The 20,049-nt window shown below is 68.8% G+C and carries 20 protein-coding genes; 17 read left to right on the top strand and 3 right to left on the bottom strand.

Annotated features, from left to right (window positions below; all coding sequences use genetic code 11):
* Window positions 1-176 precede the first annotated feature (176 nt).
* From ASD78_RS19565 to ASD78_RS19550, 4 genes are all read left to right on the top strand, one after another.
* Window positions 177-752, top strand: a complete 576-nt coding sequence (locus ASD78_RS19565; RefSeq protein ID WP_056104613.1) for a polymer-forming cytoskeletal protein — start codon at window positions 177-179, stop codon at window positions 750-752.
* Window positions 749-1,111, top strand: coding sequence for a hypothetical protein (locus tag ASD78_RS19560; RefSeq protein WP_055910218.1), 363 nt, complete (start codon window positions 749-751; stop codon window positions 1,109-1,111). The genes ASD78_RS19565 and ASD78_RS19560 overlap by 4 nt, the downstream gene beginning before the upstream one ends.
* Before the next feature lie 171 nt (window positions 1,112-1,282).
* Entirely contained in the window at window positions 1,283-1,480 is a 198-nt protein-coding gene (locus ASD78_RS21025; protein ID WP_055910221.1) for a hypothetical protein, read from the top strand.
* A complete protein-coding gene (locus ASD78_RS19550; RefSeq protein WP_055910223.1) occupies window positions 1,467-2,492 on the top strand; it encodes a zeta toxin family protein in 1,026 nt (341 codons plus the stop codon). Before ASD78_RS21025 ends, ASD78_RS19550 begins: the two co-directional genes overlap by 14 nt.
* Before the next feature lie 183 nt (window positions 2,493-2,675).
* On the opposite strand, the gene ASD78_RS19545 is transcribed toward ASD78_RS19550, so the two are convergent.
* The 3 genes from ASD78_RS19545 to ASD78_RS19535 are packed head-to-tail and all read right to left on the bottom strand — an operon-like array spanning window position 2,676 to window position 5,064.
* Window positions 2,676-2,918: a DUF6587 family protein gene (locus ASD78_RS19545; RefSeq protein ID WP_055910226.1), complete on the bottom strand. Its 243-nt coding sequence runs from the start codon at window positions 2,916-2,918 to the stop codon at window positions 2,676-2,678.
* 2 nt (window positions 2,919-2,920) lie between these two features.
* A complete protein-coding gene (locus ASD78_RS19540) occupies window positions 2,921-4,795 on the bottom strand; it encodes a ferrous iron transporter B (RefSeq protein ID WP_056104726.1) in 1,875 nt (624 codons plus the stop codon).
* A 14-nt stretch (window positions 4,796-4,809) separates the two neighbouring features.
* Entirely contained in the window at window positions 4,810-5,064 is a 255-nt protein-coding gene (locus ASD78_RS19535) for a FeoA family protein (RefSeq protein WP_055910229.1), read from the bottom strand.
* A 143-nt stretch (window positions 5,065-5,207) separates the two neighbouring features.
* On the opposite strand from ASD78_RS19535, the gene ASD78_RS19530 reads away from it, so the two are divergent.
* From ASD78_RS19530 to ASD78_RS19475, 13 genes are all read left to right on the top strand, one after another.
* Window positions 5,208-5,990, top strand: a complete 783-nt coding sequence (locus tag ASD78_RS19530) for an enoyl-CoA hydratase-related protein (protein WP_056104611.1) — start codon at window positions 5,208-5,210, stop codon at window positions 5,988-5,990.
* A 75-nt stretch (window positions 5,991-6,065) separates the two neighbouring features.
* A complete protein-coding gene (locus ASD78_RS19525; protein WP_056104608.1) occupies window positions 6,066-6,452 on the top strand; it encodes a VOC family protein in 387 nt (128 codons plus the stop codon).
* Window positions 6,453-6,852: 400 nt separating this feature from the next.
* On the top strand, window positions 6,853-8,871 hold the full coding sequence (locus tag ASD78_RS19520) for a biotin carboxylase N-terminal domain-containing protein (RefSeq protein WP_056104604.1): 2,019 nt from the start codon (window positions 6,853-6,855) through the stop codon (window positions 8,869-8,871).
* Window positions 8,868-9,467 carry a hypothetical protein gene (locus tag ASD78_RS19515; RefSeq protein ID WP_056104601.1) on the top strand — a complete coding sequence of 200 codons (600 nt, stop codon included), beginning with the start codon at window positions 8,868-8,870 and terminating at the stop codon, window positions 9,465-9,467. The genes ASD78_RS19520 and ASD78_RS19515 overlap by 4 nt, the downstream gene beginning before the upstream one ends.
* Window positions 9,464-10,357 (top strand): hydroxymethylglutaryl-CoA lyase, encoded by an 894-nt coding sequence (locus tag ASD78_RS19510; RefSeq protein ID WP_056104597.1) that lies wholly within the window; start codon window positions 9,464-9,466, stop codon window positions 10,355-10,357. The genes ASD78_RS19515 and ASD78_RS19510 overlap by 4 nt, the downstream gene beginning before the upstream one ends.
* The gene (locus ASD78_RS19505) at window positions 10,354-12,930 is read left to right on the top strand and encodes an EAL domain-containing protein (protein ID WP_056104594.1); all 2,577 of its coding nucleotides are present in this window, start codon (window positions 10,354-10,356) and stop codon (window positions 12,928-12,930) included. Before ASD78_RS19510 ends, ASD78_RS19505 begins: the two co-directional genes overlap by 4 nt.
* Window positions 12,931-13,043: 113 nt before the next feature.
* On the top strand, window positions 13,044-14,420 hold the full coding sequence (locus ASD78_RS19500; RefSeq protein ID WP_056104591.1) for an amidohydrolase family protein: 1,377 nt from the start codon (window positions 13,044-13,046) through the stop codon (window positions 14,418-14,420).
* A 31-nt stretch (window positions 14,421-14,451) separates the two neighbouring features.
* Complete coding sequence (locus tag ASD78_RS19495; protein ID WP_056104588.1) at window positions 14,452-15,222, top strand: SDR family NAD(P)-dependent oxidoreductase; 771 nt, start codon at window positions 14,452-14,454, stop codon at window positions 15,220-15,222.
* Window positions 15,223-15,324: 102 nt separating this feature from the next.
* Window positions 15,325-15,891, top strand: coding sequence for an elongation factor P-like protein YeiP (gene yeiP, locus ASD78_RS19490; RefSeq protein ID WP_056104586.1), 567 nt, complete (start codon window positions 15,325-15,327; stop codon window positions 15,889-15,891).
* A 343-nt stretch (window positions 15,892-16,234) separates the two neighbouring features.
* Window positions 16,235-16,462, top strand: coding sequence for a hypothetical protein (locus ASD78_RS21020; RefSeq protein ID WP_156087903.1), 228 nt, complete (start codon window positions 16,235-16,237; stop codon window positions 16,460-16,462).
* Window positions 16,463-16,528: 66 nt separating this feature from the next.
* On the top strand, window positions 16,529-16,894 hold the full coding sequence (locus tag ASD78_RS21015) for a hypothetical protein (protein ID WP_156087902.1): 366 nt from the start codon (window positions 16,529-16,531) through the stop codon (window positions 16,892-16,894).
* A gap of 181 nt (window positions 16,895-17,075) precedes the next feature.
* Window positions 17,076-17,489, top strand: a complete 414-nt coding sequence (locus ASD78_RS19480; RefSeq protein ID WP_156087901.1) for a hypothetical protein — start codon at window positions 17,076-17,078, stop codon at window positions 17,487-17,489.
* A gap of 79 nt (window positions 17,490-17,568) precedes the next feature.
* Window positions 17,569-19,647 carry a phospholipase C, phosphocholine-specific gene (locus tag ASD78_RS19475; RefSeq protein WP_056104577.1) on the top strand — a complete coding sequence of 693 codons (2,079 nt, stop codon included), beginning with the start codon at window positions 17,569-17,571 and terminating at the stop codon, window positions 19,645-19,647.
* The last annotated feature ends 402 nt before the right edge of the window (window positions 19,648-20,049 follow it).

Below are 20,049 nucleotides of genomic sequence, written 5' to 3'. Positions count from 1 at the left end.
TTGTTGGCGACGCGCAGACCGCACCGAAACTGAATCGGCGATGCAGATTTTCGCTGCACGAATTGGTGAGCCGCATCACACCGATCGCGTGGTATCAGCGTGTTAGCCTCCAAAGCTCACGCACGCTGTCACCCGTTCTTCACCCGAACGTTCCCCCGAACAGAGGAAGCCGCGCTATGGCCATTTTCAATCAGCCCAACTCGCCCAAGCGCGAGACGGTACCGCCGCCGCAACCCGAGACCGCACTCAAGCGCGAACCCGACACGGCCAACGAAATCAGCTTCGGTCAGGCCGCGGCGCCCGCACCCGCGCCGTTCGCCAGCACCGCGCCGGCACCGTCGTACGCGGCCAGGCCGGTCGAGCGCGAAGGCGGCAAGGAATCGCTGATCGCTTCGGATCTGTCGATCGAAGGCAAGATCCAGGGCTCCGGCCATATCCGCATCGCCGGCCGCTTCAAGGGCGATGTGCAGGTCGACGGCGATCTCACCATTGAAGTCGGCGCCAAGTTGAACGGCGGCGTGAAAGCACGCAAGGTCGTGATCGCGGGCGAGCTCGAAGGCAACATCGATGCGGCGCAGCGCGTCGAACTGCTCGAAGGCGGCGCCATGCTCGGCGACGTCAAGGCCGGCGTGGTCACCGTCGCCCCGGGTTCGCGCATGCGCGGCCAAGTCGAGTTCGGCTTCGAGGACAAGGACGGCAAAGGCGGCGACAAGGTAGGCAACGGCAAGTCGGAGAACGGCGCCAGCGCATGAGCGCCGTGCGCCAGGGCTTGCCCGGTTCGACGCGCACCTGTCCGCATTGCAAGACCACGATCCTCGACAGCGCCAGCGTCTGCCCCGCCTGCAAGCACCACCTCAAGTTCGACCCGGACGCGCTGCAACAGGCGGCGGCGAAGTTTTCGCCGCTGCATGTCGAAGGCACGATCCACGCGCCCGCCGAGGGCGCGTGGGAGTACACCATGCTGCTGGCGATCCGCGACGAGGACGGCAACGAGATCACCCGCCAGGTGGTCGGCGTAGGCGCCTTGTTTCCGGGGGAGCAGCGCACCTTCACCTTGGCCGTCGAGGCGGTGGCCGCGACCGGCTACAAAGCGGTCAAGCGCAAGCGCTGATCCGCTATCCCGATCACGCTTCGGCATGGCCGGCGTTTGTTGCGCCGGCCATGCCGCGCTAGCATACGGATGCCACGCCTTAACCGCCCCCGCGCAGACCTTCGCGCAGCGCCGGATCGCGTGAGAACGAATAGTCCCTACAAGGAATAGTCCCTACAAGGAGACGTAGCCATGACCAAGTCGCTGATCGACAAGATCGGGCGCGAACGCGCCGACCAGATGATAGAGAAGGCGGTGACCGACGCGGTCGCCGAAGCACAGGCGAACGGCCTGCCCGAGGCCGTGAAGATCGATGGTGTGTGGGTCAAGCGATACCCGGACGGTCGGATCGAACCGATCGATGGGGGGGCTTCCCATGCCGCCCAATGACGACGCGCCGACGATGGTGGTCCTGGCCGGCCCGAACGGATCCGGCAAGAGCACCATCACCCGTGAGCTCCGCGAGAGCGAGCACTTCCCCAAGAACTACATCAACGCCGACGACATCGCGGTCACGCTGAAGGAGCGTTACCCGGACGAGAACCTGCGCAACCTGCACGCGGCCAACATGGCCGAGGACCAGCGCAAGGCCGCGGTCAACGGCGACAAGCCGTTCGCTTTCGAGACGGTGATGTCGACGCCCGGCAAACTGGCCTTGTTCGACGAGGCGCACACCAAAGGCTTCGGCGTCGACCTGGTGTTCGTGACCACCGAGAGCGCGCAGATCAACAAGGTGCGCGTCGAGAACCGCGCCGCGCTGGGCGGGCATTCGGTCGACGGCGCCAAGATCGTCGAACGCTACGAGCGCGCTATGGGCCTGCTGCCGGCGGCGGTCGAGAAGGCCGACACCGCGCATATCTACGACAACACCGGCAAGAAGCCCATGCTGGTGGCGGAGAAGCATCCCGACGGCCACATGAGCTATCCGCTCGGCGAACAGACGCCGGCCTGGGTGGTGGAGCGCCTGCAGAAGCCGCTGGAGCAACGCGAGAAGTCGCGCGCCGAACTCGTCGCCATGGCCGAACAGGTCAAACCCGGTTCGTCGTCGATGATGGTCGATGCCGACATCGGCCGCGGCCTGACCTACAAGGGCCTGGTCGCCAAGACCACCGACAGCCACGTCATGCAGTTCGTGCCCGGCCACGAGAGCGGACAGGCCAAGCTGGTCGTGCACGACCGCAGCGTGGCGCCGACCGGCGACTACGCCAACCTGTCCCGCCCGGAGCACCGCGGCACCCAGGTCGAGATCGGCTACGCCTTCGGCGCGGACGGCAAGCATCCGGCGACCTCGCACGTGGTCGCGCCGGCGCTCGCGCAGGGCCAGCAGCAGCAACAGCAGCAGGGACAGATGCCGCCGCCGGGGCAGGAGCCGCCCTCGCAGGGGCCGCGTTCCAAGCTCTGAGCCGTCGCAGCCGACGGTCGTCTATCAGAAGCCCCGCAGTCGCGGGGCTTCTTTTTGCGCGTCGAGAAAACCGCGTTGCCGCTCCCGCGGACGCGCTTGCGCCTTCGCGAAGGCGGATAGAGGAAGATTCGCTTCCGCAGCGGAGAACGAATTCTCGGCGCAGTTTTTACGGAACTGCGACGATCAGTCCGTCGGCCCGCAGTTGTCGCAACCGGCGCAGTTGGGGCCGGACGCGCTGGGCGCCGGCGCGATCGCGCGCCCGAGGCGGCGCATCCAGTCCGGGCGCCCGTCGCGGACCAGCGGCAGCGCGCAGACGATGCGCAAGCGGCGCACGCCGCCGGGGAACTGCTTCTTCGCGACCACGGCCGCGCTGACGATCACCGCCAGCGCGATCACCAGGTATTGCGCGAGCAGCCCGGCGTCCATACTCAGCCCGCTCCCAGCGCGACCGCGACCTGATAGGTCACGAACGAGGCCAGGTAGGCCAGCGCGAACAGGTAGCCGGCGCTGATCGCGACCTGCTTCCAGGAGTTGGTCTCGCGCCGGATCGTGGCCAGGGTCGAGATGCACTGCGGCGCGTAGATGAACCACACCAGCAATGCCAGCGCGGTCGCCAGCGACCAGCCGTCGGTGATGATCGGCGCCAGCGCCTGCGCCGCGGCCTCGTCGTCGGCGGCCGACAGCGCGTACACCGTGGCCAGCGAGGACACCGCGACTTCGCGCGCGGCCAGGCCCGGGATCAGGGCGATGCAGATCTGCCAGTTGAAGCCGATCGGCGCGAACACCGCGGTCATGGCGTGGCCGATGCGGCCGGCGAAGCTGTAGTCGATCGCCGGCATCGTCGCGTCGGCGGGAGCGCCCGGGAACGAGAGCAGGAACCACAGCAGGATGGTCAGGGCCAGGATGATGCCGCCGACCCGGCGCAGGAAGATCCAGGCGCGCTCCCACAAGCCGATCAGCAGATCGCGCGGATGCGGCACGCGGTACGAAGGCAGTTCCAGCAGCAAGGCATGCTCGCCCTTGTCGCGACGCCACTTCTTCATCACCCACGACACCATCAGCGCGCTGAAGATGCCGGCCGCGTACAGCGCGAACAGCACCAGGCCCTGCAGGTTGAGCACGCCCAGCACTTTCTGCTGCGGGATGAAGGCGCCGATCAGCAGCGCGTACACCGGCAGGCGCGCCGAGCAGGTCATCAGCGGCGCGACCAGGATCGTCGCCAGGCGGTCGCGCGGGTCCTGGATGGAACGCGTGGCCATGATCCCGGGGATGGCGCAGGCGAAGCTCGACAGCAGCGGGATGAACGAGCGTCCGGACAGGCCGGCGCCGGCCATCATGCGGTCGAGCAGGAAGGCCGCGCGCGGCAGGTAGCCCGATTCCTCCAAGGCCAGGATGAAGGCGAACAGGATCAGGATCTGCGGCAGGAACACGATCACGCCGCCGAGGCCGGCGATGATGCCCTTGACGACCAGACTCTTGAGCGGCCCCTCGGGCATCGCACCACCGACGGCGTCGCCGAATAAGGCGGTACCGGCCTCGATCAGGTCCATCAGCGGCGTGGCCCAGGCATAGACCGCCTGGAAGATCAGGAACATCACCACCGCCAGCGACAGCAGGCCCAGCACCGGGTGCAGCAGCCAGCGGTCGAGGCGATCGTCGATTTCGGCGGTGCGGCGCGGCATGCTCACCGCCAGCGCCAGCAGGCGCCGGGTCTCGGCGTGCAGGTCGGCCGGTTGCGCGCCTTCGGCCAGGTGCACGCGCGGTTCGTGCGGCGCCTCGGAAAGCCGGTCCAGCATCGCCACCAGTTCGCGCGCGCCGTCGCGGCGCACCGCGACCGTCGGCACCACCGGCACGCCCAGTTCGCGCTCCAGCACCGCCAGGTCGACCTCGATGCCGCGGCGCTTGGCCGCGTCCATCATGTTGACCGCCAGTACCATCGGCCGGCCGAGTTCGCGCAGCTCCAGGGCGAAGCGCAGGTGCAGGCGCAGGTTGGTGGCGTCGACCACGCAGACCATCACGTCGGGCGCGGGTTCGCCGGGGTAGAAGCCGCGGCAGAGGTCGCGGGTGACCGCTTCGTCCAGGCTCGCCGCATGCAGGCTGTAGGCGCCCGGCAGGTCGAGCACGGCGTAGCTGCGGCCGGAGGGCGCGTGCAGGCGGCCTTCCTTGCGCTCGACGGTGACGCCGGCGTAGTTGGCGACCTTCTGGCGGCTGCCGGTGAGCAGGTTGAACAGCGCGGTCTTGCCGCAGTTCGGGCTGCCGACCAGGGCCACGCGCGGGATCCCGGGCGTGGCGGCGGCTTGCATCGTCGCGGCATGACTCATGGTTCGCTCCCGCCCGCTTCCGGCTGTACCTGGATCCGCGCCGCCTCGCTGCGACGCAGGGCGAAACGGGTGAAACCGATCTGGATCAGCAGCGGCTCGGCCGAGACCGGCCCGGCGGCCATCACCTCGACCCGCTCGCCCTTGACGAAACCCAGCTCGCGCAGCCGTCGCGCGATCGCGTCGTTCGGGGCCTGGTCCTCTACGGACTCGACCGTGGCCGCGACGCGGCGCGGCAATTCGGACAATTTCAAGGTTTCACCAGTGGGCGCACGGGGCGTCCGGTCGGACATCACAAATACGAATTGTTCTCATTCTAGCATCGACGGCCGTACCGGGGCGGATCGCGACGGCGGCCGGCTATCATTCGCCAGACTCCACACAGCCCCCGCCCCCGATGTCGCATCCGTTGCTGAGTCTGCGCGAGGGCCCCGTGGCCCGCCTGCGCCTGAACCGCCCCGCCCTGCACAACGCCTTCGATGCGGTCCTGATCGCGGCCCTGACCGGGGCCCTGGACGCGGTCGCCGGCGAGGACGCGGTGCGGGTGGTGGTGCTGGAGGGCGACGGCGCCTCGTTCTCGGCCGGCGCCGACCTCAACTGGATGCGCGGCATGGCCGCCGCCAGCGAGGCCGCCAACCGCGACGACGCCCTGGCCCTGGCGCGGCTGATGCGGACCCTGGACGAGCTGCCCAAGCCGACCATCGCGCGCGTGCACGGCGCGGCCTTCGGCGGCGGGGTCGGCCTGGTGGCCTGCTGCGATATCGCGATCGGCGCGCCGGAGGCCAAGTTCGGCCTGACCGAGAGCAAGCTCGGCCTGCTGCCGGCGGTGATCTCGCCCTACGTGATCGAGGCTATCGGCGCGCGCCAGGCGCGGCGCTGGTTCGCGACCGCGGAAATCTTCGACGCCGACACCGCGCTGGCGATCGGCCTGCTGCACGCGCTGGTGCCGGCCGACCAGCTCGACGCGGCGGTGCAGCGCCAGATCGATCTGCTGCTCAAGGCCGGCCCGGTCGCCGCGGCCCAGGCCAAGGCGCTGGTGCGCCGGGTCGCCGCGCACGGCGACCGCGACCGCCACGACAGCGACAACGCCGACCTGATCGCGCGCCTGCGGGTCTCGCCCGAGGGCCAGGAAGGCCTGGGCGCGTTCCTCGACAAGCGCAAGCCGGCCTGGAATCCCTAGCTGGATTCCCTAGCTGGAATCCCTGGATCGTCCGCAGGCCCCGCACCGCCCCCGTCCGCTACAAGGAGCCGTACCGTGATCGACCACATGGGTATCAACGTCGCCGACTATCCGCGCAGCCGCGCCTTCTACAGTGAAGTGCTCGCGACCCTGGGCTTCGCCGTGGTCATGGACGTGACCAGGGAACAGAGCGGCGGCTACGAAGGTTGCGGCTTCGGTCCGCCGCAGCAGCCCAAGTTCTGGATCGGTACCGGTCCGGCCCACGGCGGCGTCCACATCTGCTTCAGCGCCGCTACGCGCGCCCAGGTCGACGCCTTTCACGCCACCGCCCTGGCCCACGGCGCACGCGACAACGGCGCGCCCGACATCCGCGCGCATTACCACCCGAACTACTACGGCGCCTACGCCTACGACCTGGACGGCAACAACATCGAAGCGGTCTGCCATCTGCCACCGGCATGACCGACTCGCGCCACCAAAAAAGCGCAGGCCGCCGCGGCCCATTTGACGCGGCGCGCGTTCGCCGGCTTCACTACCCCTTGCACCGGCACGTCCGCCACTGAATCCACCACCACCTCGTAGCCGCGCCGGCGCCTCGCGCGCCAGCCGGCCGCGCCCCGCCCGCAGGAAGGCCAGAGTCAGCATGCTCGATCACTACGCCGCCTACGTATCGGACCCGGACGGGCACGACATCGAAGCGGTCCGCCGCCTGCCGGCATGACGCCCCGGCCGATCGCGCGCGCCGCGCGCCATCCAAGCACCGACCGCACCGAGGAGTCGTCGACGTGATACTGGCTTACCCGCACGGCCGAAACACTCGGCCCTCGCCCCGCCCAACCCCAGACGGGAAGGTTTGATCCGCATGTTCAGCAAGATCCTGATCGCCAACCGCGGCGAAATCGCCTGCCGCGTGATCCGCACCTGCCGCCGCCTCGGCATCCGCACCGTCGCGGTCTATTCCGACGCCGACGCCGATGCCCAGCACGTGCGCCAGGCCGACGAGGCCTATCCGATCGGCGGCCCGCGCCCGGCCGACAGCTACCTGCGCGGCGACGCCGTCATCGAGGTCGCGCTGCGCAGCGGCGCCCAGGCGGTGCATCCGGGTTACGGCTTCCTCAGCGAGAACGCCGACTTCGCCGACGCGGTCGCGGCCGCGGGCCTGGCCTTCATCGGCCCGGCCGGCGCCTCGATGCGCAAGATGGGCAGCAAGGCCGGCGCCAAGGAACTGATGCAGGCCGCCGGCGTGCCGGTGGTGCCGGGCTATACCGGCGCCGAGCAGGCGCCCGAGGTGCTGCACCGCGAGGCTGACGCGATCGGTTACCCGCTGATGATCAAGGCCGCGCACGGCGGCGGCGGCAAGGGCATGCGCATCGTGCGCGCCAGCGACGAATTCCTGGCGAACCTGGAAAGCTGCCAGCGCGAGGCGCACAACGCATTCGGCCGCGACCGCGTGCTGTTGGAACGCTATGTCGAACAGCCGCGCCACATCGAGATCCAGATCTTCGGCGACAGTCACGGCCAAGTGATCCACCTCAACGAGCGCGAGTGCTCGGCGCAGCGCCGCTACCAGAAGGTGCTGGAGGAATCGCCGTCCTCGTTCCTGAGCGCGGAACTGCGCCAGGCCATGGGCGCGGCCGCGGTCCAGGCCGGACATGCGATCGATTACGTCAATGCCGGCACGGTCGAGTTCATCGTCGGCCAGGACGGGGGTTTCTATTTCATGGAGATCAACACCCGCCTGCAGGTCGAGCACCCGGTCACCGAGTACGTGACCGGCCTGGACCTGGTCGAGTGGCAACTGCGGGTGGCCTCCGGCGAACCGCTGCCGCTGGCCCAGGACGCGATCGTCCAGCGCGGCCATGCGATCGAAGTGCGCCTGTACGCCGAAGACCCGGAGGCCGGCTTCCTGCCCGGCTCGGGCCGGCTGGAACGGCTGCGCCTGCCCACGCCCGACGACCACGTGCGCATAGACTCGGGCGTGATCGAGGGCGACACGGTCACGATCTTCTACGACCCGATGATCGCCAAGCTGATCGTCGCCGACGTCGACCGCCCCAGCGCCCTCGCCCGCCTGCGCGCGGCGCTGGCCGAGTGCGAGATCGCCGGGCCCAAATCCAACATCGAGTTCCTGGAACGCCTGGCGCGTCACCCGGCGGTGATCGAAGGCCGTATCGACACCGGCTACCTGGACCGCCACCTCGACGAGTTCATGCCGGCCGCCGACGGCGCCAGCGACGAGAACGCCGACGACCTGCTGATCGCCGCAACCGTGGCCGAGCTGCTGGCCCAGGAACGCGACACCCGCCGCCGCGCGGCCGCCTCCAACGACCCGGAATCGCCCTGGGCGATCGCCGACGGCTGGCGCCTGGGCCACGGCGGCCGCCGCAGCCTGGCCTTCCTGCGCCGCGACGAGCGCCTGGAGCTGCACGCCCAGGGCAGCGCCGGCGACTACCGCATCGAACAGGCCGGGCGGACCCGCCACGTCCAGGGCGCGCGCCAAGGCGGCGACGGCCTGAGCCTGCGCATCGACGGCCGCGCGCGCCGTTTTGCGTTGTTAGGGGATGAGCGCCGGGTGGTGGTCCACGACGGCGAGCGCCGGCTGCGCTTGCTGCCGGTCCCGATGTATCGTCACGAATCGGCCGCGGCGGCCGGCACCGGCAACCAAGTGGTCGCCCCGATGCCCGGCCGGGTGGTGGTGGTCAAGGCCGGCGCAGGCGACCAGGTCGAAACCGGGCAGGAGCTCATGGTGATCGAAGCGATGAAGATGGAACTCAGCCTCAAGGCCCCGCGCGCAGGCACGGTCGCCGAAGTGCGCGCCGGCGCCGGCGAATTCGTCGAGGCCGACGCGGTGCTGGTGGTGCTGGTGGTGCTGGACGCATGAATCCGCGCCCTGCCCTCGCCGCTGCGCTCCTGCTCGCGCTGTCGGGCTGCGTCGCGTTCGAGCACGCGCCCGCGGCCGCGCTGTCCTGCGACCCGGCCCTGGCCGGACGCTGGCGCTCCAGCGACGACGGTCCGGGCCGCGATATCGTGATCGACGCGCGCTGCCGCGCGCAGTGGCCGGTGCACGGTCGCACGGTCGAAGTGAACCTGCGCAGCTACGCCGAAGGCCCGTTGCGCTACCTGGTGCTGACGCCGCAGGACGCCGAGCGCATGCTCGGCGACGAAGGCGCGGGCCTGAGCGCGCAGGTGCCGGCCGACAGCGTGTTCATCGCCGCCTACCGGATCCGCGGCCGGCAACTGCGCGGCTGGCTGCCCAATGCCGACCTGGTGCGCGCCAGCGTCCAGGCGGGCCGCTTCAAAGGGCGCCTGCTCGCGAGCGACGAGGACGGCAGCGACGACAACGCGACGGTGCTGATGCAAAGCGATGCTGAAGCGCTTGCGGCCTTGCTCAAGCGCGGCCCCGAGCCGCTGTTCGGCCGGCTGGACGAGCCCGGATCGGAAGCGGTGGAACTCAAGCGCATCGGAGCCGCGCCATGACCCCCTCGGTCCGCATCGTCGAAGTCGGCCCGCGCGACGGGCTGCAGAACGAAAAGGCGCAGATCGCCACCGCCGACAAGATCGCCCTGATCGATCGCCTGTCCGCGACCGGCCTGCGCAGCATCGAGGCGACCAGCTTCGTCAGCCCCAAATGGGTGCCGCAGCTGGCCGACGCCGCCGAAGTGTTCTCCGGCATCCAACGCAAGCCCGGCGTGCATTACCCGGTGCTGGTGCCGAACGAACAGGGTTACGAACGCGCACGCGCGGTCGGCGTGGAAGAGATCGCGGTGTTCACCGCGGCTTCGGAAGCCTTCAACCAGAAGAACATCAACGCCGGCATCGACGAATCGCTGGCGCGCTTCGCGCCGGTGCTGGCGCGCGCCAAGGCCGACGGCGTGGCGGTGCGCGGCTACGTATCGACCGTGCTCGGCTGCCCCTACCAGGGCGCGGTGCCGGTCGCCGACGTGGTGCGCGTGGCCAAGGCCCTGCACGCGATGGGGTGCTACGAAATCTCGCTGGGCGACACCATCGGCGTCGGCACGCCCGGCAAGGCGCGCGCGATGCTGAAGGCGGTCGCGGCGGAAGTGCCGATGCCGGCGCTGGCGGTGCATTTCCACGACACCTACGGCCAGGCCCTGTCCAATATCCTGGCCTGCCTGGAAGAAGGCGTGGCGGTGGTCGACTCGGCCGTGTCCGGCACCGGCGGCTGCCCCTACGCCAAGGGCGCCAGCGGCAACGTCGCCAGCGAAGACGTGGTCTACATGCTGCACGGCCTGGGCATCGAGACCGGCATCGACTTGAACGCACTGGCCGACACCGGCCGCTGGTTGGCCGGCCTGCTCGGCCGCGAGACCGGCAGCAAGGTCGGCAAGGCGCTGGGCGCGTCATGAGCCAGCGCCGGCCCGGCAGCGAACCGATCGCGCCGCCCACTGCGGTGGACGCGGCCGCGACCCTGGCGGCGCTGGAACTGGCCGGCAACGACCCCGCGCTGTCGGAGGCCACGCGCGCCCTGCTGCAACAGGCCGCCGAGGCGATCCGCACCAGCAGCGAAGACGCCGACGTCGCCCACTCGCGCTACCGCGCGGTGTTCGACGCGGTGCCCGATCCGGTCAGCATCCTCGACGAGGAAGGCACGGTCCTGGATCTCAACAAGGCCGGCATGGCCGCCTACCGCCGGCCGCGCGACCAGATCGTCGGCCAGCCGATCCACGTGCTCAACCCGGAACTGCCGCGCGACCACCTCAACCCGGTATGGGAATCCCTCAACCGCGGCGAAACCTACGTCATCGAAGTCACCAACATGCGCGGCGACGGCACCCGCTTCCCGGTCGAAGTGCATTCGGCCGGGTTCGAGCACGAGGGCCGGCGCTGCATCGTCGCGGTCGCGCGCGACCTCAGCGGCCGCCGCGACGCCGAACTGCGCTACCGCGAGCTGATGGAAACCATCGACCACGGCATCGTCGTCCACGATCCCGACTTCAAGGTGATCTACGTCAACGGCGCGGCGATGCGCATCCTGGGCATAGTCGACGGCCACAGCGCCGATCACGACATGGCCGCCGAACACTGGATGGTGATCGACGAACACGGCCGCGAACTGAGCCAGAAGGAGTTCCCGGCGCAACGCGCGCTCGACAGCGGCCGCCGGGTCGAGAGCATGGTGGTCGGCCTGTACCACCGCGTGCGCCGCAACCTGATCTGGCTGTCGGTGACCTCGCTGCCGCAGTTCCCGGCCGGCGGCGACCGCCCGCACCAGGTCCTGTCGCTGTTCACCGACGTCACCGCGCTCAAGCGCGACAGCGCCCTGTTCGACCGCGCCCAGAGCCTGGCCCACATCGGCGGCTGGGAATGGGAAGCCGGCCCTGACCTGCTCTACCTCACCGAAGAAGCGCAGCGCATCCTCGGCCACGACCCGGTGCCGGCGAGCATGGGCGCCATGCTCGACTGCCTGCGCCCCGGCGACCGCCTGCGCCTGCGCGACGCGCTCGATCACGCGATCGCGTTCGGCCGCAATCTCGATCTGGAACTGCAGGGCATGCGCGCCGACGGGCGCGGCTTCTGGGTCCGCGCCATCGCCCAGGCCGAGGCCGCCGACGCGCTCAACGCGCGCCTGATCGGCACGCTGCAGGACATCACCGAACGCAAGCACGACGAAGAGAACCTGCGCATCCAGGCGCGCAGCGACCCGCTCACCGGCCTGCTCAACCGCGACGCGGTGCTGTCGGAGCTGGAAAGCCGGCTCGACGACCCCGAGCGCGCCGCGCTGGCGGTGCTGTACATCGACCTGGACCGCTTCAAGGTCGTCAACGACGTGCTCGGCCACGCCGCCGGCGATCGCCTGCTGGCCTCGGCCGCGCGCCGCATCCAGCGCGCGGTCGGCAGCGAAGGCATGATCGCGCGCTTCGGCGGCGACGAATTCCTGGTGGTGTGCGAAACCGGCAACGACCCGGCCCGCCCGGAACGCCTGGCCGACTCGATCCTGGAAATCTTCGGCGACAGCTTCCGCCTCGACGGCGAAGAATTCAGCATCACCGCCAGCATCGGCATCGCCCAGGCGCCGATCGACGGCGTGCGCTCGCAGCAGCTGATCCAGAGCGCCGACGTCGCCATGTACGACAGCAAGCGCCGCGGCCGCAACGGTTGGCAGAGCTTCACCCCGGAGCTGGCCGAACAGCAGCTGCACCGCCTGCAGCTGGAAACCCACCTGCGCCGCGCGGTCCACAACGACGAGTTCCATCTGGTCTACCAACCCCAGGTCGATCTCGGCAACGGTTCGGTGGTCGCGGTCGAAGCGCTGATCCGCTGGCGCAACCAGTCCTTGGGCGAGATGCGCCCGGACCGCTTCATCGACCATGCCGAAACCACCGGCGACATCGTCGGCATCGGCAGTTGGGTGCTGAAGGAAGCCTGCCGCCAGCTGCGGCGCTGGCACGAACGCGGCCTGGACGTGCAACGGGTCGCGGTCAACGTGTCCTACCGCCAGTTCCTCGGCGAAGACCTGGCCAGCAGCGTGGCCGCGGCCTTGGCCGAATCCGGCCTGCCCGGCAGCGCGCTGGAGCTGGAATTCACCGAGCGCGTGCTGATCGAAGACGTGCCCGACACCATGCGCACCTTCCACGCCCTGCGCGAGATGGGCGTGATGCTGACCATCGACGATTTCGGCGAAGGCTACAGCGCGCTCAACTACCTGCGCCGCCTGCCGATCCACGGCCTCAAGCTCAGCCAGCTGTTCGTGCAGGGCGTGCCGGACAACCAGTCCGACGTCGCGGTCTGCCAGGCGGTGACCGGAATCGCGCGCAGCCTGGGCCTGGGTCTGGTCGCCGAGGGCGTGGAATCCGAACGCCAGCGCGCGTTCCTGCTCAAGCTCGGGGTCGAGGTCGGCCAGGGCTTCCTGTTCGCGCCCGGCCTGATGCCGGACGAACTGCAGCAGTACTACCGCTCGCCGCTCGCGCTGCCGGGTTGAGGATGCGCGGCGCCGCGCCGTCTTGCCGTCATGCTCGCGAATGCGGCGATCCCGTCGCTTCCGCGCGCGGCCCGCAAACGCGAAGGTCGCCCTCTTTCACCCAAGGTCTGCCGATGAAACACCGCTTGCGCCCGGCGCTGTCGGGCCTGCTGCTCGCTCTTGCGGTCTTCGCCGCCCACGCGGCCGATCCCAAGCCCGCGCCGCGCGAAACCCTGCTGCTGCGCCCCGAACGGGTCTGGACCGGCGACGACGACGCCTCCCTCACCGGCTGGGCGGTGCTGGTGCGCGACGGCGCGATCGTCGCGGTCGGTCCCGCCGATACGATCGAGGCGCCCGCCGACGCACGCCGCATCGATCTGCCTGGCGCCACCCTGACCCCGGGCCTGATCGACCTGCATTCGCACCTGTTCCTGCACCCCTACAACGAGGCGCCCTGGAACGATCAGGTGCTGAAGGAAGCCGAGGCCTACCGCACCCTGCTCGCCGCCCGCCATGCCCGCGACACCCTGCGCGCCGGCTTCACCAGCTTGCGCGACCTCGGCACCGAAGGCGCCGGTTACGCCGACCTCTCGCTCAAGCGCGCCATCGACGAAGGGCTGATCCCGGGCCCGCGCCTGTTCGTAGCGACCCTCGCCATCGTCGCCACCGCCAGCTACGGCCCCGGCCCGCGCGGCTTCCGTCCCGACCTGGAACTGCCCGGCGGCGCCCAGGAAGTCAGCGGCGTCGACGAGACCGTGCGGGCGGTGCGCGAACAGGCCGGCCACGGCGCCGACTGGATCAAGGTCTACGCCGACTACCGCATCGGGGCCGACGGCAGCGCCCAGCCCACCTTCAGCGCCGCCGAACTGCGCGCCCTGGTCGAAACCGCGCATCTCAGCGGCCGCACGGTCGCCGCCCACGCCGCCACCGACGCCGGCATGCGCATGGCGATCGAGGCCGGGGTGGACAGCATCGAGCACGGCTATGGCGGCAGCGCCGCGACCTTCCGCCTGATGCGCGAGAAAAACGTCGCCTACCTGCCGACCCTGACGGCGGTCGAGTCCACCGAGCAGTACTACAACGGCTACGTGCCCGGGCAATCGCCGCCGACGCCGAAACTGCGCGAAGCCGAGCAGGCGTTCCGCACCGCGCTGGCGCAGAAGACCACGATCGGCTGCGGCAGCGACGTCGGCGTGTTCCGCCACGGCGACAACTACCGCGAGCCGGCGTGGATGGTCAGGCTGGGCATGAGTCCGGCCCAGGCCCTGCGCGCCTGCACCTCGGTCGCCGCGCGGATCCTGCGCCAGTCCGAGCGCATCGGCCGCATCGCCCCGGGCCTGCGCGCCGACCTGGCCGCGTTCGCCGGCGACCCCAGCCAACGCATCGACGCCCTGCGGCAGCCGCTACTGGTGCTCAAGGACGGCGTGGTCTACCGCAGCCCCGAAGAACCGCAGGCTCCGGGCCAGGACGGCCCCGAGCCGGCCGCAGCGACCGCGCAGCCAGTCCGGTAAAATCGCCGGTTTCCCCGACCCGGACCTTCCTATGCAACTCGACTCCGTGCGCGCCATCGTCACCGGCGGCGTCTCCGGCCTCGGCCTGGCCGTCGCCCAGCACCTGGTCGCCAACGGCGGCAAGGTCGCCCTGCTCGACCTCAACGACGACAAGGGCGCGGCCGCGGTCGCCCAGTTCGGCGACGCCAAGGCGCGCTACTTCCGCACCGACGTCAGCGACGAAGCCGGCGTGGTCGCCAACGTCGCCGCCGCCCGCGACTTCCTCGGCGGGCTCAACGTCGCGATCAACTGCGCCGGCATCCTCGGCGCCGGCCGCGTGCTGGGCAAGGACGCGCCGATGCCGCTGGCCCAGTTCCAGAGCACGGTCATGGTCAACCTGGTCGGCAGCTTCAACGTCGCCAAGGCCGCCGCCAACCTGATGCAGCACAACGAAGCCGGCGACGACGGCGAGCGCGGCGTGATCGTCAACACCGCCTCGGTTGCCGCCTACGAGGGCCAGATCGGCCAGGCCGCGTACTCGGCGTCCAAGGGCGGCGTGGTCGGCATGACCCTGCCGATGGCGCGCGAACTGTCGCGCTTCGGCATCCGCGTGATGACCATCGCGCCGGGCATCTTCTGGACCCCGATGGTCGACGGCATGCCCGAGTCGGTGCAGCAGTCGCTGAGCGCTTCGATCCCGTTCCCCTCGCGCCTGGGCCGTCCGGAAGAATTCGCCGACCTGGTCGCCTACATCCTCGGCAACCGCTATCTCAACGGCGAGACCATCCGTCTCGACGGCGCCACCCGTCTGGCGCCGAAGTAAGCCTCTCTTCCTGCTCCCCGTGGGAGCGACGCAAGTCGCGATGCTTGCAGCCGCGAATGGCGCCGCTCCCGCCGCAGCAAACCCTCTACCGGAACGCACGCAATGAAAGCCTACGACGTCAAGAAAGGTAACGTGATCGAACACAACAACACCGTCTACCAGATCCGCGATATCGAGCGCAGCTCGCCGCAGGGTCGTGGCGGTAACGTGAAGTTCCGATTCACCATGTACTCGGTCCCCGGCGGCACCAAGCTCGACCTCAGCGTCGGCGGCGACGACGAGCTCAAGGAAGTCGAACTCAGCCGCCGCCAGGTGACCTACTCGTACAAGGACGGCGACGCCTTCGTCTTCCTCGACGACGAGGACTACACCCCGTACACGCTCGACGCCGACGTGATCGGCGACGCCGCCGGCTATATCGTCGACGACCTGTCGGGCTGCTATGTGCAGATCATCGACGACCAGCCGGTCGCCATCCAGCTGCCGGCCAGCGTGACCCTGGAAGTCATGGAAACCCCGCCGGAACTCAAGGGCGGCACCGCCACCAAGCGCCCGAAGCCGGCCAAGCTCTCGACCGGCATCGAGATCATGGTGCCGGAGTACATCGTCAACGGCGAACGCGTGCTGGTGAACACCGTGACCGGCGAGTTCGCCGGCCGCGCGGACTGATCTAAGCGCAGCGATCAATGGTCGAGCGGCCCCTATTATCGGCGACAGATGCCTCCGGCGTCTGTCGTCTGTGCGGCACCCGCATAAGCCAGTCTGAGGTCGCTTCGAAGCTCGCCTTAGCTGAAGCCACAGCCAATCTATGAAAGACCTTCGCCACTTGCTCATCGCCCTTGCGCTGACGTCTTGTGCATCCAGCACGGAATCGATTCCTCGTTCGGAGCTCATCGGAGTCTTATGTAGCTCAGAGGACGGCGGCAAGACTTGTTACGGATACAGCGAAACGTATGAGGACGGAACATCAGACGCGTGCGGGCGCGTTCCGAACGGAGGGCCCGAGTTCGCAATGAAGCTCAGCTATGAAATTGCTGGAAACGCGAAATGCGAGACCGTGGCGAAGACCTCTGATCCGCGCGTCATGCCAGTCGGCACGAGAATCTGCGCCCTCTATCTGGACCGAAAACCGGAAGGATTCACCTATCGCTTTGACGACGACAAGCCGACAAAGGTCAGATGGGTTTACAACGCGACCAGAGCCGACAAATGGTGCCAGCACCTCATTGAAAGACTGTAGCGCAGCAATCTTCAATTGTTCACCGAACGCCGTTTCGCGGGCCGCGACGGTTAAGATGTCAGTCGAATGAAAACTGGGCCGTTGCTTCCGGCCATCACGATTTTGTCGCCTGGTTGCTATCCACTGGACACCGTCACAAGCACCTATGGCACCCTGCCTGAAGCCCACGCCGACCGCCTGTTCGTTCGTGGTTGGTTGCTGGACATCCTGCCGCCGTCCTCGCACCGTACGTCCAACAACTTGGCCCGCAACACCTCTACCGGTGAGTTTTCGTTTGCGCAAGCCGAGGCGCTGTGCCGCGCCGAAGGTCTGCTGGCGCTGCGGCTTGAGGTCAACGACGACAACGAGCGCGCGCGCGGCATCTACGAACGCGCGGGCTACCGCGCGCATCCGCGGCGTTTGATGACGCTCTGGCTGGATGCGGCGGCCTGAATCCCTCGCCCCGCATTCGCCGACAGTACGAAAGATCGGTCTGACGATGCTTTCGATTCACGCTTAGGCATGCAGGACATGCCCAACACTCAGGCGGCGACATCGCCCATATGCCTGTCGCAGGGGCGCGCCGCGGGTTTACCCTGAGCCACGCCCATAGGCCCGACCAGAGGAACGCCCCATGCATCAACGATCCATGCATCACCGCAGCGCGTTGATCCTGAGCCTGGCCTTTGTCGCCCTGGCCGCGCACGCACGCGAACCCAAACTCGACGACCCGCGCCCGAACGGTTACCTCAGCCTGCGCGAGCGCTCGTCGTGCGAGCCGCCGGAACAGCACCCCGACTGGTGCCAGCAGCCGCACGAAGTGCGCGCCTTTCTCGAACGCTACGACCTTTGCGAGCATTGGGCCGGCGAACCCTCGCCGGAAGGCAACGACGCCGACGACCGCGAGCGCCGCAAGGAGATCGGAGACGGCGTGCGCAGCGCCTGCACCGGCAACGACCGCCGCCTGGCCGAACTGCGACGCCGTTACCGGAACGTGCCTGCGGTCGCGGCGCTACTGTCGGAACTGGAACCCAATTACGGGCCCTGAGCGCGCGCTGCCACACCGCTGCAACCATCCTCGCCCAGCATCGCGCGTTCCCCCGCATCACCGCTCGCAAGGAACGCCCATGGTCTCCGACACCCGTCGCGATTTCCTCAAGTTCGCCGGCGCCGCCGCCACGCTGGCGATGCTGCCGCCGGGCATTCGCGCTGCGCTGGCCACGCCCGCCGCGCGCGTCACCGGCACGATCCAGGACGTCCAGCACGTGGTGATCCTGATGCAGGAGAACCGTTCCTTCGACCATTACCTCGGCGGCCTGCGCGGCGTGCGCGGCTTCGACGACCCGCGCCCGATCTCGCTGCCCAACGGCGATCCGGTCTGGCGCCAGCCCAAGAGCGGCGGCCAGGCGGTACTGCCGTTCCGGCTCAGCACCGACAGCACCGCCTCGCAATGCTTGGCCGACATCGACCACAGCTGGAAGGGTTCGCACGCGCGCTGGAAGGACTACAACGCCTGGATCGCGACCAAGGGCCCGATGTGCATGGGTCACTTCACCCGCGCCGACCTGCCCTACTACTACGCGCTCGCCGACGCCTTCACCGTCTGCGACGCCTACTACTGCTCGCACCACGGCCCGACCAATCCCAACCGCATGCACCTGTTCACCGGCACCAGCGGCATGACCGTCGGCGACCTCGGCGCGCAGGCGGTGAACAACGCCGACGATGGCAACTGGACGTCGGACATGGCCAAGGACAAGGCCAGCTTCGTCGGCCACCGCTGGAGCACTTACGCCGAGCGCCTGCAGAACGCCGGCATCGGCTGGCGCGTGTATCAGGAGTACGACAACTACGGCGACAACTCGCTGCAGTCGTTCGCCAACTTCCGCAACCTGGACCGCGACTCGGAACTGTACAAGCGCGGACGCGCCTGGGTGGACGGCTCGACCGCCGCCAACGCCGCGAGCTCGCGCGGCGAGCACCTGGTCGCCGCCTTCGCCAAGGACGTGCGCGAAGGCACGCTGCCGGCGGTGTCGTGGATCGTGCCGCCCTACATCATGAGCGAACACCCGGCCGCGACCCCGGCCTACGGCGAATCGCTGAGCGCGCGCCTGCTGGAGGCGCTGGTCGCCAATCCCGAGGTCTGGTCCAAGACCGTGTTCATCATCAACTACGACGAGAACGGCGGCTTCTTCGACCACGTACCGCCGCCGCTGCCGCCGATCAAACCGGAACTGGGCAAGAGCACCGTCGACACCGCGACCGAAAACTACAACGGCACCCCGGTGGGTCTGGGCGTGCGCGTGCCGATGTTCGTGATCTCGCCGTGGAGCAAGGGCGGCTGGGTCAATTCGCAGGTGTTCGACCACACCTCCGTGCTGCGTTTCCTGGAGGCGCGCTTCGGCGTCGCCGAGCCCAACATCAGCGCCTGGCGCCGCGCGGTCGCCGGCGACCTCAGCACCACCCTGGATTTCGCCGGCGCCGATCCGGTATGGCCGGCGCTGCCGGACACCCGCGAGCATATGAGCCGCGCCGACCAGTCCTGCAAGCTGCCGGTGCCCAGCGCGCCCAAGCAACCGAAAATGCCGCGCCAGGAACCAGGCCAGCGCCCGGCCCGTGCCTTGCCGTACCAACTGCATGTACACGGCCGCATCGAGGCATCGAGCGGACGCTACTGGCTGGATTTCGCCAACAGCGGCATCGCCGGCGCCGGCTTCAACGTCTACGCGCGCAATCGCAGCGATGGCCCGTGGTACTACACGCTTACCCCAGGCACTCAGTTGTCGGATTACTGGAGCGCCAAGGCCTACACCCAGGGCAAGTACGACCTCAGCGCGCACGGCCCGAACGGTTTCCTGCGCAGCTTCCAGGGCGACCTGCTCAAAGCCAGCGCCAACGGCGGCGCCAATCCCGAACTGCACGTCGAGTACGACCTGGCCAACGACCGTTTGCTGCTGCGCTTCACCAATTCCGGCACCGGCGCCTGCCGGCTCACACTGCGCCCCAACCACTACAGCAGCGCCGCCCCGCGCAGCTACCCGCTCGCCCCCGGCGCCAGCGTCGACGACAGCTGGCCGTTGGCTGCCAGCGCGCATTGGTATGACCTGAGCCTGAGTTCGGACCACGACAGCACCTACCTGCGTCGCTTCGCGGGTCATATGGAAACCGGACGGTCTAGCGTCAGCGATCCGGCGATCGGGGTTTAAGGGCGGCCCTCACCCCAACCCCTCTCAGCCTTGCACACCCTTCGGGCGCTGCAAGCTGGAGAGGGGTTCAGGCCGGCGACGGCAACAACGCTCCAAGCGCCCTTAGCTCTAGCAGTTGCTCTAGCAATTGCCGTTGCCGTTGCCGTTGCCGTTGCTGTTGCTGTTGCATTGAAATCCAATACACCGCACTCGCTCAATCCCACTCAGACCCGAAGGGCGGCGCGCAGGACGCGCGCCGTTTTTCGAGGAACAGGATGTTCCTTCGAAAAATCACCGCGCCAGCTCCGAATTCGCACGGGAGGGTAGGCAAGCCCTTCTCTTTGGTTACTTTCTCTTGGGCTAGCAAGAGAAAGTGACCCGCACGCGCAGCGGGCGGAAGCTGTTGCTTAAGAACGAAACCAA

The sequence above is a fragment of the Lysobacter sp. Root667 genome, from assembly GCF_001427715.1.
Lineage (GTDB): Bacteria > Pseudomonadota > Gammaproteobacteria > Xanthomonadales > Xanthomonadaceae > Lysobacter.
This window is presented reverse-complemented; position numbering and strand designations above follow the sequence as displayed.

Bases quoted from the DNA above. Each gene is read 5' to 3' on its own strand.
- ASD78_RS19515 (WP_056104601.1), top strand. From the start codon at position 8,868: ATGAATCCGCGCCCTGCCCTCGCCGCTGCGCTCCTGCTCGCGCTGTCG.
- ASD78_RS21025 (WP_055910221.1), top strand. From the start codon at position 1,283: ATGACCAAGTCGCTGATCGACAAGATCGGGCGCGAACGCGCCGACCAG.
- ASD78_RS19520 (WP_056104604.1), top strand. From the start codon at position 6,853: ATGTTCAGCAAGATCCTGATCGCCAACCGCGGCGAAATCGCCTGCCGC.
- ASD78_RS19500 (WP_056104591.1), top strand. From the start codon at position 13,044: ATGAAACACCGCTTGCGCCCGGCGCTGTCGGGCCTGCTGCTCGCTCTT.
- ASD78_RS19510 (WP_056104597.1), top strand. From the start codon at position 9,464: ATGACCCCCTCGGTCCGCATCGTCGAAGTCGGCCCGCGCGACGGGCTG.
- ASD78_RS19550 (WP_055910223.1), top strand. From the start codon at position 1,467: ATGCCGCCCAATGACGACGCGCCGACGATGGTGGTCCTGGCCGGCCCG.
- ASD78_RS19495 (WP_056104588.1), top strand. From the start codon at position 14,452: ATGCAACTCGACTCCGTGCGCGCCATCGTCACCGGCGGCGTCTCCGGC.
- ASD78_RS21020 (WP_156087903.1), top strand. From the start codon at position 16,235: ATGAAGCTCAGCTATGAAATTGCTGGAAACGCGAAATGCGAGACCGTG.
- ASD78_RS19545 (WP_055910226.1), bottom strand. From the start codon at position 2,918: ATGGACGCCGGGCTGCTCGCGCAATACCTGGTGATCGCGCTGGCGGTG.
- ASD78_RS19530 (WP_056104611.1), top strand. From the start codon at position 5,208: ATGTCGCATCCGTTGCTGAGTCTGCGCGAGGGCCCCGTGGCCCGCCTG.
- ASD78_RS19505 (WP_056104594.1), top strand. From the start codon at position 10,354: ATGAGCCAGCGCCGGCCCGGCAGCGAACCGATCGCGCCGCCCACTGCG.
- ASD78_RS21015 (WP_156087902.1), top strand. From the start codon at position 16,529: ATGAAAACTGGGCCGTTGCTTCCGGCCATCACGATTTTGTCGCCTGGT.
- yeiP (WP_056104586.1), top strand. From the start codon at position 15,325: ATGAAAGCCTACGACGTCAAGAAAGGTAACGTGATCGAACACAACAAC.
- ASD78_RS19475 (WP_056104577.1), top strand. From the start codon at position 17,569: ATGGTCTCCGACACCCGTCGCGATTTCCTCAAGTTCGCCGGCGCCGCC.
- ASD78_RS19560 (WP_055910218.1), top strand. From the start codon at position 749: ATGAGCGCCGTGCGCCAGGGCTTGCCCGGTTCGACGCGCACCTGTCCG.
- ASD78_RS19540 (WP_056104726.1), bottom strand. From the start codon at position 4,795: ATGCAAGCCGCCGCCACGCCCGGGATCCCGCGCGTGGCCCTGGTCGGC.
- ASD78_RS19565 (WP_056104613.1), top strand. From the start codon at position 177: ATGGCCATTTTCAATCAGCCCAACTCGCCCAAGCGCGAGACGGTACCG.
- ASD78_RS19480 (WP_156087901.1), top strand. From the start codon at position 17,076: ATGCATCAACGATCCATGCATCACCGCAGCGCGTTGATCCTGAGCCTG.